Raw genomic sequence first — 13,700 nt, 5'->3', positions numbered from 1 at the left:
ACATTAACAGCGTCTTATAATTACATTCTGAATAATCTCCTAATGGATTGAAATCTAGAATGGATATAGCAAAACTGGTTTGGCCGCCAAAAGAGAAATGTCGCATGGATGCGACATTTTTCGTTTCTGAAGGGAAATAATGTGTCTTTGACTGTAACTCCCTATGATTCAATCATTTCACAACTAACGATACAGAGACTTGGTCGACTCTCTGACGATTAAATCTATCGGTGGTAGTCGTGCTTCATGCCTCTCACCTGAAAGTAAGTTCAAAATCGACTGAGCACACACCTCTCCAATCTCTTCAATTGGCTGCCTTAATGTTGTTAACGCAGGTGTGAAATACTTAGACGTTGGCAAGTCATCAAACCCAATCACTGACACATCTTCTGGCACTTTGTAGCCGTGATCATGGAGCGCCTTAATCGCGCCGTAAGCCGTTTGATCATTGGCAGCAAACAGGGCTGAGAAGTGAATCTTAGATTCAATTAATTCCACGGTTTTCTCATAGCCAGTTTCACTACTGAAATCCCCTTGCTTGACGAGCTTTGGCATCACCTTAATGCCCGCCTCTTGCAGCGCTTTCTTATAGCCTTCAAAACGATTACCCGCATCTGGTTGACTCGAAAGCCCTTTGATATGGGCGATGTTCACATGCCCTTGTTGTAATAAGTGAAGCGTCGCCATGTAACCGCCTAGCACATTATCGATATTGATTGAACGAACGTTGTCTTCAGCGAAATCATAACCGACCGCGACAATCGGGATGTCTTGCGCGTACTTGGCAATATCCTCTTTGGTGATGCTGCCTGTTACGATGATCATTCCATCGACATTGCTCTTAGCCAGATACTCTAAGGCGTGTATCTCGAGCTTTTTTTGCCAATGCCCGGTTGCTATCACTAACGAATAGCCTTGAGCTATCAGGGTTTTCTCCATGTCGTTGAGGATACGACTGGTATAAGGGCTGTCAGGGTGTTGCACCAACACACCAATGGTGAGTGAACGTCGGTTGGTGTTTTCTTGCATTTGGAAGTTAGGTTTGTAGCCCGTGTCTTTAATGGCTTGCTCAATATTTTGGCTTTTATCGTCAGACACATAAGTGGTTCGATTAAGGAAGCGAGACACGGTGCTGGGAGAAACACCAGCCAGTCTTGCTACATCGTATACTGTTGTTTTTTTTGTTTTAGTGCGCATCTCGAATCCCTAATCAAATGACATTCGGGGAGCTTTAAGCTCCCCATCAGTTTCAACCTGCATACCACTGCTTTAGCTGAAAATCGTGTCATTAAGTTAATACAAGTAGGCGAAGATCATCCCCGGTCTAAAGTAACGACCAGCCGTATATTTCAAGCCAGTACTCAGTAACCATTTGTGTAAGCCTGCCAGCTTTTCTAACGGAATTTCACCGCTCACCATTTTAACAAAGTTATCAGTATCTTTCGTCAATGTTGGATTGATCCGACCGTCAGACAGCACACAGTTTTGACATTTAAGTACACTTAGCCAGTTTTTCGCATCATTTTGCGTCAATTTAAAGGCTTCTATAAGATATTTCTCATTGACAGACACAGAGCAATTGAACCCTTCTGGCGCTGCAAATGGAATTTTTGAATAGTCATAGAGTGCGGTATACACGGTATCCATCAATGTTTCTGCTTGCTGGTTTTTACCTGCCAGACTCAACGCCGTTGCGACACTAAACTGCACACCAATCCACACATCTTGAGCCTGAAATGCCTCATGCGGCGAACCATCGGCCAACGTCATATTCGCAACCCCAAGCTTAGGGCTGTTAATTTCGAAGTTATGCTTATAAACATAGTCTAGTGCGCGTTGGATGTTCTCTTGCGGGAAAATACCTTCTAAACCGATGAGCTTTAGGTAGCTGTCAGCCAATAAAGCATCGCCAAAGCTGTTGTCTGAATCAGGTACTAAATCTAAGTAGTCTTGTGTAAAGGCTTGAGGCGCGGTCTCGCTCAATAAGCGCTTCTTAGATACTCTTTGAGACACCTTGCTGATGCTGATTGAAGTATCTGTTTCATTGAGATAGGTATTGAGCGTGTTCTTATCGGCAATCGCATCGCCCGTCAAAGTTAGGCCTAAGGTTTCCAGAGCTTGGTAGCCTTCACCCGTTAGATGCTTGGCTTGAACTGGCGTCACGAAGAAGTGGTAGTAACCCTCTTTGTCATCCCACAAGCTTTGCTCAACCGTGGCTAACGCCTTTTTAGAACGCGTTAAGTAACCGCTAGCTCGCTCGCTTTCACCCATCAATTGTGCAAGTTCGCTCGCGGCTTGCAGGCCAGCAACCCACAGGCTCGCACAATAAATAGAGATGCCGTGAGAAGCTAGGTTATCAAAGGTATCGTCTGTGCCTCGGGTTAGTGGTAAATCGTCACCCTCAGCGATCAAATTCGATAAGAAATCGATGCATTCAGTTACCGCTTGCCAGCACTCATTAACCACAGAGAGATCTTGGGTGTTTTGATAATGGCGGTACACCATCAGAATGTATTTCGGCGCTAAGTCCTTCCACTCTTTCACATTGTGCCAACTGTAAGCATCGGGCTGAATGTCGAATGGGCTGCCTAAGTCGTGGATTACCGCACCTCGAATAGCACGTACACCTTGGTACTTTTCATCAATCAATTCGGCATTAGGCGTCGCTTCGTATTCCCAGTAGCGGCGCTGAGTGAAGTCTTCCGCCAAAATGGCCTTCGAGAACGCTTTCATCACGCAGCCATCAAGCTCCGGCAACAAATAAAGAAGCGAAAATGAGCCGTAGAAATACACATCCAGAGAGTTAAAGAATGGGTAGTCGACACACTCTTTAACCAAGAATTTATCTTCTTTATCCCATACCGTTGATTCGGCTAGGAAGGACAATGAGTTCATTGCCATCGTCGCATAACGCAATGCCGATTCTGGCTTCGATATCTTGCTTTGAGCTTGCTTTAGGAAAGCCGTTTGTTGCTCGACGATCTGTTGCTCAATCGCTTCTAGCTCTGGTAATACATCTTCTAACATCGGCAGAGCTGGCTTCGCTTGCGGGTAAAACTGCGTGTAAGCCTTATCTGAATGCCAGCCATTAAGCATGACTTTGCTGTGAGCCATCACCTGTGCAAAACGCAGGTCAACAGACTCGCCAGGTTCCAATTCAACCTGAACCACCACCAATGCGCTCAATGCTTCACGCCCCGTGTAAATTCCTGTTTGGAATTCCGCGTTGGTACGGCCTGTTTTCAGTGCGAACTCTGTTTGCTGAGCTGTCTTAGAGGTATAAAGCGTTGGTTTGACAGAAATCGAAACCTTACCAGATTCAGTCAAATGGTTATCTGCTTGAACACCAAACACCACTTCGCCTTCAATATCACTTTGATAAGGCGATTGGCTAGACAATTGAACACCCGTAAAGCTGCCGCTTTCACCCTTTAAGTTAACCACTTCATGCTGCTGAGCAATCGGATTTTGAGACAAGGTACATGCCGAATCCTGAATGCCATCACGGCCTTTTTGGTAGGTAGAGCCAATCAAGTTTTGTAGCGGCTGAGCAAGCGTAATCACGCGTGGTTGCGATGAGTTATTGGTTAATTCGAAGTGATTCCAGTGCATCGGTAAAGAACATAGGCGTTTGTTCTCTTTAACGATCGGAGAGACTACCTTACGCTTTATATTAATATCTTCGAAGCTACTGTATTTATATTCAGCCAGTGGATATAAAGCTTGGTATTCTATATCCCTGCCATTAACACTATCTATATCACTGCCACTGATACTATCCATATCATTATTATAACCTGCAGTGAGTGATAATAATCTCGTTGTATCATTTATTAATAAACCATTAAAGAAATCTAAGGCGACATATAATTGACAAATAGTTGAACCTGAATCTTCTGCAATCAACAATTGAGTCTTATTTGAAAATTCAACGTTCCATTTTGTAAAGTTAGTTTTATTTTCTTGGTAGAATCGACCATTTTTTAATGCTGTTTGAATGAGACTAATCGCATTCGACATTTCTCTACTTTCAATCTTTTTTCCATCAAACAAAGCAGGATAGAAGTTCAGGTGAACACCTAGCTCTTGTTCATTAAGAACTTGCAGCGTGTCGATGGTTGGCACATTCATCACTGACGCATAAAAATCATTAAAATTAACAACTTGCTCTGAACAATCGACAAATATTCCCGGAATAAAGCTGAAGTTCGGCGTGTTGCCGTTTGGTGTGAGTGTAAATGTGTTACCAATTCCGCCGACTGCCATACCGGTATTTTCTGGCGTGGTCGAAATTGGCGTGTACCAAGGTTGAATAAATTCAACTGCATCACCTTTTTTACACAAGTGCTCTGAATTTCCTGAGTAGCTCGTATATGGAATTTTATTATTCATTTTAAAACCGCCATTGAATATTTTTTTCTTCTTGTTAATATCTTTTAAAAATGGAGACATCAACATGTTTAAAATTATAAATGAAAAATTTGGAAATATTGACTCTGTCACATTAATAAACCACCAACATGGTATAGAACTTCAAATAATCAATGGATTTGGTGCTGTTATTAATAAATATATCGTAAATAACAGTCCATTCTCTTTTATTTGTGGTTATCAGAATTATGATGAACTGATCAACCAACATCCGTTCTTTTCCCGCAGTGCTAAATTATTCCCTTTTCCAAACCGTTTAAACTTAGGTCGTTACAGTTTCGATAACCAAAACCATCAACTCCCAGCTAACTTTCCTTGGTCTGATCACGCCGTACACGGCCTGCTCTACAACCAACCTTTTTCAATCACAAACAGCGTAGCCACTGAAGAATCCGCCAGTGTGACGTTGCAGTATCAAACGTCGTCATTGCACCCTGCTTTCCCGTTTGCGTTCAACCTTGAAGTGACCTTCACTATCGACATCACGGGTAGACTCTCTTCCTCAACGACCGTCTATAATCTGGGTGATTCAGCCTTCCCATTCGGTGATGCTTGGCACCCTTACTTTTCACTCGGCACTGAGCTAGCACAATGTGGACTCGCTATGTCGCCTTGCTCTGAGGTCATACACGAAAACGACCTACCCAATGGTGAAAAGCACGCTTTTGACCGTTTGTCTTTGGACGATTCACTCACCAATCAAAGCTTAAATCACTGCTTTGAATTTGATTCCAAGGCAACCAACCAACTTGCGTTTACACGCTCAGATTCGTCTGCCGCTATTCGCTATCAACAAGATGAAAGCTACCCATTCGTTCAGCTGTACACGCCAACTAGCGAGCAAAGTATTGCAATAGAACCAATGACTTGCCCAGCTGATGCGTTCAATAACCAGATCGGCTTATTGACACTTAGCCCGAACCAATCTCAGACCTTTACTTGGCAATGCCAAGCCAACTATCAACCCAACTAAGGCAAGCAAAGTAAGACAGCCGCTGAATGCGAAATCAGCCCCCAGAGAACGCATTGCTAACGAAACAACGCAACGAAAGAACCAAACTAAAGAAGCAATAAAGGGCGCATAAAGCGCCCTTCTCTTTGTTAACCTAAAATCACCTCGATGGTGTGCTCACCAGAGGTAAACACTGGCGCTTTATTACCTGAAATTAGGTCACCGTTGACCTTCATCTCTGCCACTCCCTTACACACGTTATTTGGGTTGGTAACATGGATATTGTAGGTCGCGCCACGGAACTGACGACGCACTTTGAATTCAGGCCACTCAGCAGGAATACATGGGTCCACCAGCAAGCCATCCACTTCAGGACGAACACCCAGAATCCACTGCGTACCCGCAACGTATGTCCAAGATGAAGTACCAGAAAGCCACGCATTTCGGCCTAAACCAAATTGCTTATGTTCATCACCCAAAATGTTTTGTGGGTAGCAGTAAGGCTCAGATTCAAAGGTATCAATGTCGTCGTTCTTAGAAGCAGGATTAATCTGACGGTAGTACTCGTAAGCACGTTCGCCGTTACCCATTTTCGCTTCTGCGATCATCACCCAAGGGTTGGAATGCAGGAATATACCGCCGTTCTCTTTTGCACCTGGTGGGTAAGTTGAAACACCACCTAGCTGCGGATCAAAGCCGTTGTAACCAGGAGTTGAAAGCTTGATGCCATTGGTGGTGTTTAGTTTGTTGTAAACCGAATCTAGCGCTTGCGTTGCACGCTCTTGAGTCGCAAAACCAGAGATTACAGGCCAGCTTTGACCGTTGGTGTAGATCTGACCTTGCTCGTTTTTATGAGAACCGATCGGCAAGCCTTGCTCATCAAAGTAGCGAACAAACCATTCGCCATCCCAGCCGCATTCATTGACTGTGCTCTGCATCTGTTGGTACTGATCTTTAAACTTAGCCGTCAGTTGCGCTTCACCACGCAGCTCACACAAGTCCAACATGTCGAGCAGTGCTTTGCCGTACATGTTCGCCACCATCATCGATTCAGCACCCGTTGGCAGGTTCACCGTGTCATTCCAGTCAGCAAAACCTAGCAGTGGTAGGCCGTGCTCACCAGTATTGCAGTAAGTAAATTCAATCGCGCGGCACAGGTGATTCCACACGGTTCCCGTTTCGACTGGGTTGCCCGCTTTGTCTTTTTGATAGAACGGGATCTCTTTATTCAAGAAGTCTGCATTGCCCGTTTCTTTCACATATTGCGTCACCGCGTAGATGATCCACAGGTGATCATCGCCATAATAGTCAGGGCGATCTTCTTCTTCACGTGAATCACCCGCGTTCGCTTCCATCGTTGAAGGGAAGAACTGATGCATCGCAGAACCGTTGGTGTTTTGCACAGATAACAGACGCTCAATGAACTCACGCGCTTCTTCTGGCATGTGAGTAATTACGCCTAACGTATCTTGCGAAGAATCACGGAAACCAATGCCACGTGCGCCATAGCCAAGCTGGTACAGAGACAGGTAACGAGACCAGTTTTTGGTGGTGTGACACTGACGTGGGTTATGTACGTTCAACATCGAGTTCATTGCCGGATCTGGCGTTTCAACCTGAACCGCTTGCAGGTAACCATCCCAATGTTCAGCCAGTTCAGCGAAAGCCGAATCGACCACTTGATGGTCACGATATTTAGCCAGCAGAGGCAATGCTGCTTCTAGGCTCTGCTCTTGCGCGATTTGTACAATCGTACGTTCGGTCTGCTCTGGAGATAACCAACCTAGACGCAGGTTCAGTGCGCCAATGTTGTCGCCACGCAAACACTCGGTGTTGCCTAATTCATCATTGTTTAGTGCTTCTGGTGCTGCCCATGTGCCGTAGCCAAAATTCCCTAGGAACGATTGGCGATCACCATCAAAAGACGTCGCAGGGCGATCCGCTGTCATCAGGTTCACCGCGTAGTCACGCTTCATGAAGGCATACTGCTCAAGCACGGTATGACCCGACTCTTGCTGGTGTGCTTTTAGCGTCATGGTTTGTGGAACCCAGTCCGCATTGAGTAGCTGTTTAAGTGCATCGAAGTGTGTGAATTCATACACAGGTACCACATCAACGTGCAGTGCTTTACCTGAAATGTTGGTGACTTTGATGTCTTGTAGCAGTACTTGGTCAGCTTTTGGTACGAAGAAAGTCGCTTCACAACGCACACCAAATGCTTCTGCAATGATGGTTGTGTATGATAAACCGGTGTGGTTTTCAAACTTATCTAGCGGCTTCAAGGTTGGCGTGTAGAAAGGTGAGAACACCTCTACGTTGCCAGGTTCGTCACGCACCTTGAGGTATAGGGTCGAGCCTTTGAAATCTGAGTTTGGCAATTGAGCAATGTACTTAGTGATGCGGTTGAGTGCAGGATCGCCCTTACACAACAACACGCCGCCGTTGCTATCGACAATGCCACCGAAATCTAATGTGCCAACATAGTTACACCATTTGATCGGTGTGCACGGTGTGGTTGCTACGTATTCTTTGTTTTTATCGTCAAAATATCCGAATTTCATCATCACTATCCCTAGCCCCTCCCAAATCAGGAGGAGCCAAAACAATTTGTCGTAAGTTGGTTGGTGTCAGCTCAATGACTGATTTAAATTGACTGACTAGCTCGCTAGCGAGTTCTCACTCAGAGCATCGAACAAGTGGAAAGCATCCAAATCCAAGTAAAGCGTCAGATCTTTTACATCCACTTCAGCGGCTTGGGTTTCAACCATCAACGGCTGACCGCCAATTTCTGTTTTCAGAAGAATGCTTGCGCCCAGTAATTCCTTGTCTTTGATTTTCACAGGGAATGGCAGCACGCGGTCGTGGTCAACTTGCTCGGCACGTAGATGAATGTCTGTTGGACGAACACCAAAATGCAGCGCTAGGTTCTTAGACGCCAGAGACTTAAAGCGCTCAGGCAGTGGGATATGAACATCGCCGATTTCAACGAAGTACTCGCCTTCTTTTTCAATCAGTTTTGCTTCCAACATGTTCATTGACGGGTTACCAATGAATTGCGCGACAAACTTGTTTGCCGGACGCTGGAACACCTCGGTTGGTGTACCAACTTGAGCAACATATCCGTCTTTCAGGATCACGATGCGATCCGCCAATGTCATCGCTTCGATCTGATCGTGGGTTACGTAGATCGTGGTGGTTTTTAGTTCACGGTGTAGATGTTTGATCTCTTCACGCATCACGCCACGAAGTTTTGCATCTAGGTTAGACAGCGGCTCATCAAACAAGAAAACCTTAGGCGTACGAACCATCGCACGGCCCATTGCCACACGCTGACGTTGACCACCAGAAAGCTCTTTCGGCTTACGGTTGAGTAGTGGGTCAAGCTCTAGCATTTTCGCCGCTTTTAACACTTCTACGTCGATTTCTGCTTTCGGCATGCCCTTCAGTTTTAGCGCAAACGCGATGTTCTCGTACACCGTCATGTGCGGGTACAGAGCGTAGCTTTGGAATACCATCGCTAAGTCACGGTCTTTAGCGTCGACTTTATTCATCAACTTGCCACCAACCACGATGTCACCAGAACTGATACTTTCAAGGCCAGCAAGCATGCGTAGCGTTGTCGATTTACCACAGCCAGATGGGCCAAGGAAAACCACGAACTCACCGTCTTCAACCGTAAAATCAAACTCTTTGACGACTTCAACATCACCGAATGATTTTTTGATGTTCTTAAATTCTACTTTAGCCATTATCTGTTCTCCTCAGCGCGCTCTAGCAGCATATTTCGGTACGCAATTGCGCTCTGTTTCAATGTTCTTTCTTGGGTGGTGTAGTCAACATGGACAATGCCAAAACGCTGGCAGTAGCCGAATGCCCACTCAAAGTTATCCATCAGACTCCAAGCGAAGTAACCGTCGACTTTCACACCCGCTTCAACCGCGTTGTGAACCGCTTCGATGTGACCTTGGAAATAACGAACGCGTTGGTCGTCCATCACTTGTCCGTTTACACGTTCATCGTTGCCCGCTGCGCCATTTTCTGTGATGTAGATAGGTGGCATATTTTCGTAGCGAGCATCCAGTCTTAGCAATAAGTCGGTTAAACCTTGTGGGTTAATTTCCCAGCCAATGTAAGTGTGTTCAGCATCTTTTTGCTTCACCGATTCAATATCGCCGTTCTCATTGAAGCGAGCGACATTGCGTGTGTAGTAGTTGATACCGATGTAATCGACCGGTGCGCTGATGATGTCTAAATCACCTTCAAGGATCATAGGCATGTTCATCGCTTGGCGTTCAACCACCAATTGTGGGTACTCGCCTTTTAATACTGGGTCGATGAACCAGTGGTAGTTCTCGGCTTCGCAGTAGTCTGCTGCCGCTTGGTCTTGTGGCGTCAGCGGGTAAGCTGGCGTCGCGTTGAATACCACACCATGCTTAGCGTGAGGTGCATTCTTACGAAGGATCGGCATTGCCAAACCGTGTGCCAGCATTAGGTGGTGAGACGCTAGGTAGCCCTCTTTTTCGCCCTTGATACCTGGCGCATGTTCGCCCCAGCGGTAACCTAGGAATGCAGACACAAACGGTTCATTCAGCGTTGTGTACACATCGATGTTGTCACCAAAGTATTTACTCACCACTTCTGCGTATTCTGCGAATTTGTAAGACGTTTCTCGGTTTAGCCACCCGCCCTTGTCTTCAAGGTATTGCGGAAGATCCCAGTGATACAGCGTCACATACACTTTCATACCGCGAGCATGACACTCGTCGATGATCTGACCGTAAAACTCTAGACCTTGCTGGTTGACGACACCGTCTTGTGGCAGGATGCGCGGCCATGCAATAGAGAGACGGTAAGCATCAACGCCTAAGCCTTGAATCATCTCGATATCTTGTTTCCATAAGTGGTAGTGGTCACACGCCACATCACCATTGTCGCCATTATCGACCTTGCCCGGCTTCTTGCAGAAAGTGTCCCAGATAGACGCTGTACGACCGCCTTCTTCAACGCCGCCTTCAATTTGGTATGAAGATGTCGCGACACCGAATACAAATTCCTTACTGCGTAACTTTGAATCACTTGGAAGTTGAAATTTATTCATTGTTATAACCCTTAAACCTAACCTTTAACTGCGCCGGACGTTAAACCACTGATCATCTGTTTCGATGCGAACAGGTAAGTAATCACGAGTGGTAAAATTGAAATTGTGGTACCTAGCATTACCGCGCCCCATGGCGTATTCGGAATACCTTGAACGCTTCGTAGCGCCTGTGTAATCACGTAATTATCTGGGTTATTTAGAACCACGAGAGGCTGCATAAACATGTTCCAGAAGAAGACGAACTGAACAATCGCAAGCGTTGCTAATGCTGGTTTCATCAGTGGCAGTACCACGCTCCAGTACGTTCTGAACTCGCCTGCACCATCTAGCTTCGCCGCTTCTAATAGCTCTTTAGGAATCGATGCAATCACGTGCTGACGCATCAAAAAGATACCAAATGGCGTGGTGGTGAACGGTAGCCATACCGCCATGTGGTTATCCAGCAAGCCTAAGAATTTCACGATCATGAAATAAGGGATCAAGCTAAGCACAGGCGGAATCGCCATCGAGCCAACCAGCATGCCGAACAACACGTTCTTACCGCGAAACTTAAACACAGCAAATGCGTAACCACCCATGCTACAGAACAGCAGCGAGATAGTTGTGCCCAAGAAAGCCACGTAAATCGAGTTAAACATCGCTTTCCAAAACGGCATGATTTCTAGCAGTTTTGCGTAGTTGATTGCCAAGCTATCGCCAATAGCAAAGCTGATGCCCGAACCAAAGATTTCCGAACGATCACGTGTTGAAAGCAGAGCTGACCACACAAACGGGAACACCGTAATGATTGCAGAAACAACCAGTAATATGCCGAGCATGACCATCAAGATCTTAGTCATGATGTACATAGTGCGTTCGCTTGGCATTAGGCCACTTAGTGGTGAAGTATTTGTCTTAATTGATGTCGACATCTTAATGTTCCCCTAAGCCTTTCTTACCGAAGAATAAAAATTGAACCAAGGTACACGTTGCGATGAGTGCAAACAGAAGCCATGAAATCGCTGACGCTGTGCCCATTTCTAGCCATTCCCAACCCACTTTGTAGAGGTACATCGAGATAGTTAAACCAGATTGGCCTGTACCACCTGTGCCACGCGTTAGAACGAACGGTTCTTCAAACATTTGCAGGTTACCGATGATGGTCATGGTGATAGCAAAGAAGATAAATGGACGAATCATTGGTAGTGAGATGTTCCAGAAGCGGCGGAAGGCATTGGCACCATCCATACGAGCAGCTTCTAAAATGTCTTTAGGAATCGTCATTAAACCTGTGGTGTAAAGGACGATGTTAAAACCGGTGTATTTCCAGAAAACCATGATCGCGATAGACGGCTTCACCATAGTGGCATCGTCTAGCCAGCGGATTGGTTGAAAATCGTTAACCCAAGCAAATGCCCAACCAAACAGCGTGCTATCAGCCAGAGCCATCAGCGTTTGGTTAATAATTCCTGAGTTAGGAGAATACATATTGAAGAAAATCAGTGACGCTGCGACCGTTGATGTGATGAACGGTAGAAAGTACGCCGAAGTTAGCCAGTGACGCATACGGTCACCCATTGAAACCAACATGTAAGCCACTGGAATTGCGACTAAGTGCTGAGCCACACCCGATGTGATTGCTAGCCACAATGTGTTCTTTAATGAACGCCATAACCACGGGTCAGTCAATGCAATGTGATAGTTCTCAAAACCAACGAACTGCATTGCGTCCATGCCCTGTACTGGGTTCCATTCGTGGAACGACAGGTAAACAGAGAACAACAGCGGGAAGATCCCAAATACAGAAAAAATGATCAGAAACGGCAGAAGGAATCCATACGGTGTAAGCGCTTTCAAATTCAGACGAGAAAAAAGGCTTTTGTCCGCAGGTTCTATCGTTGTGCTCGCTGTATGATTCATAGTAACGACCTCTTAAAAAAGGAAGCGCGTTATCCACGCTTCCTCACTTACTCAAAATAAAAACAAATTAAAGATTACGCGTACGACGCTTGATTAGGCGCTCTGCCTCTTTCAATGCAGTCTCGATGTCCTTACCTTCATCAAGCACTTCCATCAATGCGTTCTCTAAAATTATAGAACGTGCTACGTGGTCGCCTTGAGCTGGAGATACTGGTTTGATGTTTTGTGCCACTTCAGCAAATAGAAGACGTGCTTTCTGGCCACCTAAGAACTCCATCTCTTCTTGGAACAACTCATCGTCATACGTCGTTACGTTCGCAGGGAAAGCCGCAATCGTTTCGAAGTGCTTAAGTTGAACTTCACGGTCAGTCGTCATGTATTCAATAAGTGCCCAAGCTTCATCTGGGTTGTCTGACTGAGTTGGGATAGATAGGAATGAACCACCCCAGCTGCCGTAGATGCCATCAGGAAGGTTCTCTACTGCCCACTTACCTTTGGTTTCAGGTGCAATCCAGTTGTTTAGGTGACCAAGTAGCCAAGCGCCAGAAAGTTGAGTTGCAAATGTGCCGTTGCGGAAGCCTTCGTACCATTCGTTAGACCAAGCCAGGATGCGACCATCTAAACCTTTGTCACGGATCTCTTTTGCTACTTCAAAAGCGTGAACAAAACGCTCTGATGTCACAACTGGGTTGCCATCTTTATCGAAGTAAAGACCTTCACCTTCAGGAACCGTTGTGAAGATAATTGCCTGTGCAACGTCTGCCGCTGAAGCAATAAGTTGTACGTTTTGCTCTTTCAGTTTTTCACCAGCAGCAATGTATGAATCCCAATCTTTGATTGCTTCTTCTACATCAATGCCCGCTTTTTCGAACACGTCGGTACGGTAGTACATAACACCTGGACCTAGGTCGACAGGGATACCATACATATCGCCGTCAGCGCCTTTGCCTTGTGCCCATGCGTAAGGTGCGAATCGTTCTTCGTATTTATCTGCACCGTAGTTTTCAGACAGGTTAACTAGGCCGCCAGAGCCAACAAATGGACCAATTTTCTCAACGTCGACAACAATCACATCACCGGCACCAGAACCCGTTGCAAGGTTCGTTGTGAGTTTCGTGTGGTGGTCACCGTGGTTGTTCATAAGGTAATCAACTTTGATACCCGTTTCCTTTTCGAAATCAGGCAGTAATACCTTCAGGCTGCTATCGAAATCAGGGAAACCGTCGAAACGAATTTCTTTGTCTGCTGCATTTGCAGCTGTTGTACCTAATCCTAAAGCAACCGCGCATGAAAGCGCTAAGGTCTTAAATTTCATGTTCT

At 45.8% G+C, this 13,700-nt stretch carries 9 protein-coding genes; 1 reads left to right on the top strand and 8 read right to left on the bottom strand.

The annotated features are described in order from the left end of the window. Positions 1-183: 183 nt before the first annotated feature. Positions 184-1,197, bottom strand: a complete 1,014-nt coding sequence (locus tag AB4558_RS08195; RefSeq protein WP_137001361.1) for a LacI family DNA-binding transcriptional regulator — start codon at positions 1,195-1,197, stop codon at positions 184-186. Positions 1,198-1,293: 96 nt separating this feature from the next. Next, entirely contained in the window at positions 1,294-4,392 is a 3,099-nt protein-coding gene (locus AB4558_RS08190) for a GH116 family glycosyl hydrolase (protein ID WP_372074819.1), read from the bottom strand. Between the two features lie 64 nt (positions 4,393-4,456). Between AB4558_RS08190 and AB4558_RS08185 the strand changes: the two genes are divergently transcribed. Continuing rightward, positions 4,457-5,404 (top strand): aldose 1-epimerase, encoded by a 948-nt coding sequence (locus AB4558_RS08185; protein ID WP_372074820.1) that lies wholly within the window; start codon positions 4,457-4,459, stop codon positions 5,402-5,404. A gap of 128 nt (positions 5,405-5,532) precedes the next feature. Here AB4558_RS08185 and AB4558_RS08180 read toward each other — a convergent pair whose 3' ends face one another. The 6 genes from AB4558_RS08180 to AB4558_RS08155 form a co-directional block, all read right to left on the bottom strand. Next, positions 5,533-7,947: a GH36-type glycosyl hydrolase domain-containing protein gene (locus tag AB4558_RS08180; protein ID WP_372158546.1), complete on the bottom strand. Its 2,415-nt coding sequence runs from the start codon at positions 7,945-7,947 to the stop codon at positions 5,533-5,535. 93 nt (positions 7,948-8,040) lie between these two features. Further along, entirely contained in the window at positions 8,041-9,132 is a 1,092-nt protein-coding gene (locus AB4558_RS08175) for an ABC transporter ATP-binding protein (RefSeq protein ID WP_009846155.1), read from the bottom strand. Next, positions 9,132-10,481, bottom strand: a complete 1,350-nt coding sequence (locus tag AB4558_RS08170; RefSeq protein ID WP_372158543.1) for a GH1 family beta-glucosidase — start codon at positions 10,479-10,481, stop codon at positions 9,132-9,134. The genes AB4558_RS08175 and AB4558_RS08170 overlap by 1 nt, the downstream gene beginning before the upstream one ends. 17 nt (positions 10,482-10,498) lie before the next feature. After that, on the bottom strand, positions 10,499-11,347 hold the full coding sequence (locus AB4558_RS08165; RefSeq protein WP_170930191.1) for a carbohydrate ABC transporter permease: 849 nt from the start codon (positions 11,345-11,347) through the stop codon (positions 10,499-10,501). Positions 11,348-11,393: 46 nt separating this feature from the next. Beyond that, positions 11,394-12,380 carry a carbohydrate ABC transporter permease gene (locus tag AB4558_RS08160; RefSeq protein WP_017068577.1) on the bottom strand — a complete coding sequence of 329 codons (987 nt, stop codon included), beginning with the start codon at positions 12,378-12,380 and terminating at the stop codon, positions 11,394-11,396. Positions 12,381-12,447: 67 nt separating this feature from the next. Further along, positions 12,448-13,695 carry an ABC transporter substrate-binding protein gene (locus AB4558_RS08155; protein ID WP_372158540.1) on the bottom strand — a complete coding sequence of 416 codons (1,248 nt, stop codon included), beginning with the start codon at positions 13,693-13,695 and terminating at the stop codon, positions 12,448-12,450. Positions 13,696-13,700 lie beyond the last annotated feature (5 nt).

This window comes from Vibrio sp. 10N.222.51.C5, assembly GCF_041474575.1.
Lineage (GTDB): Bacteria > Pseudomonadota > Gammaproteobacteria > Enterobacterales > Vibrionaceae > Vibrio > Vibrio crassostreae_C.
The sequence above is the reverse complement of the archived record's forward strand: the minus strand, read 5'-3'. Positions and strand labels throughout refer to the sequence as shown.

Coding starts and splice junctions, on each gene's coding strand:
- AB4558_RS08195 (WP_137001361.1), bottom strand. CDS start 1,197: ATGCGCACTAAAACAAAAAAAACAACAGTATACGATGTAGCAAGACTG.
- AB4558_RS08190 (WP_372074819.1), bottom strand. CDS start 4,392: ATGAATAATAAAATTCCATATACGAGCTACTCAGGAAATTCAGAGCAC.
- AB4558_RS08185 (WP_372074820.1), top strand. CDS start 4,457: ATGTTTAAAATTATAAATGAAAAATTTGGAAATATTGACTCTGTCACA.
- AB4558_RS08180 (WP_372158546.1), bottom strand. CDS start 7,947: ATGATGAAATTCGGATATTTTGACGATAAAAACAAAGAATACGTAGCA.
- AB4558_RS08175 (WP_009846155.1), bottom strand. CDS start 9,132: ATGGCTAAAGTAGAATTTAAGAACATCAAAAAATCATTCGGTGATGTT.
- AB4558_RS08170 (WP_372158543.1), bottom strand. CDS start 10,481: ATGAATAAATTTCAACTTCCAAGTGATTCAAAGTTACGCAGTAAGGAA.
- AB4558_RS08165 (WP_170930191.1), bottom strand. CDS start 11,347: ATGCCAAGCGAACGCACTATGTACATCATGACTAAGATCTTGATGGTC.
- AB4558_RS08160 (WP_017068577.1), bottom strand. CDS start 12,380: ATGAATCATACAGCGAGCACAACGATAGAACCTGCGGACAAAAGCCTT.
- AB4558_RS08155 (WP_372158540.1), bottom strand. CDS start 13,695: ATGAAATTTAAGACCTTAGCGCTTTCATGCGCGGTTGCTTTAGGATTA.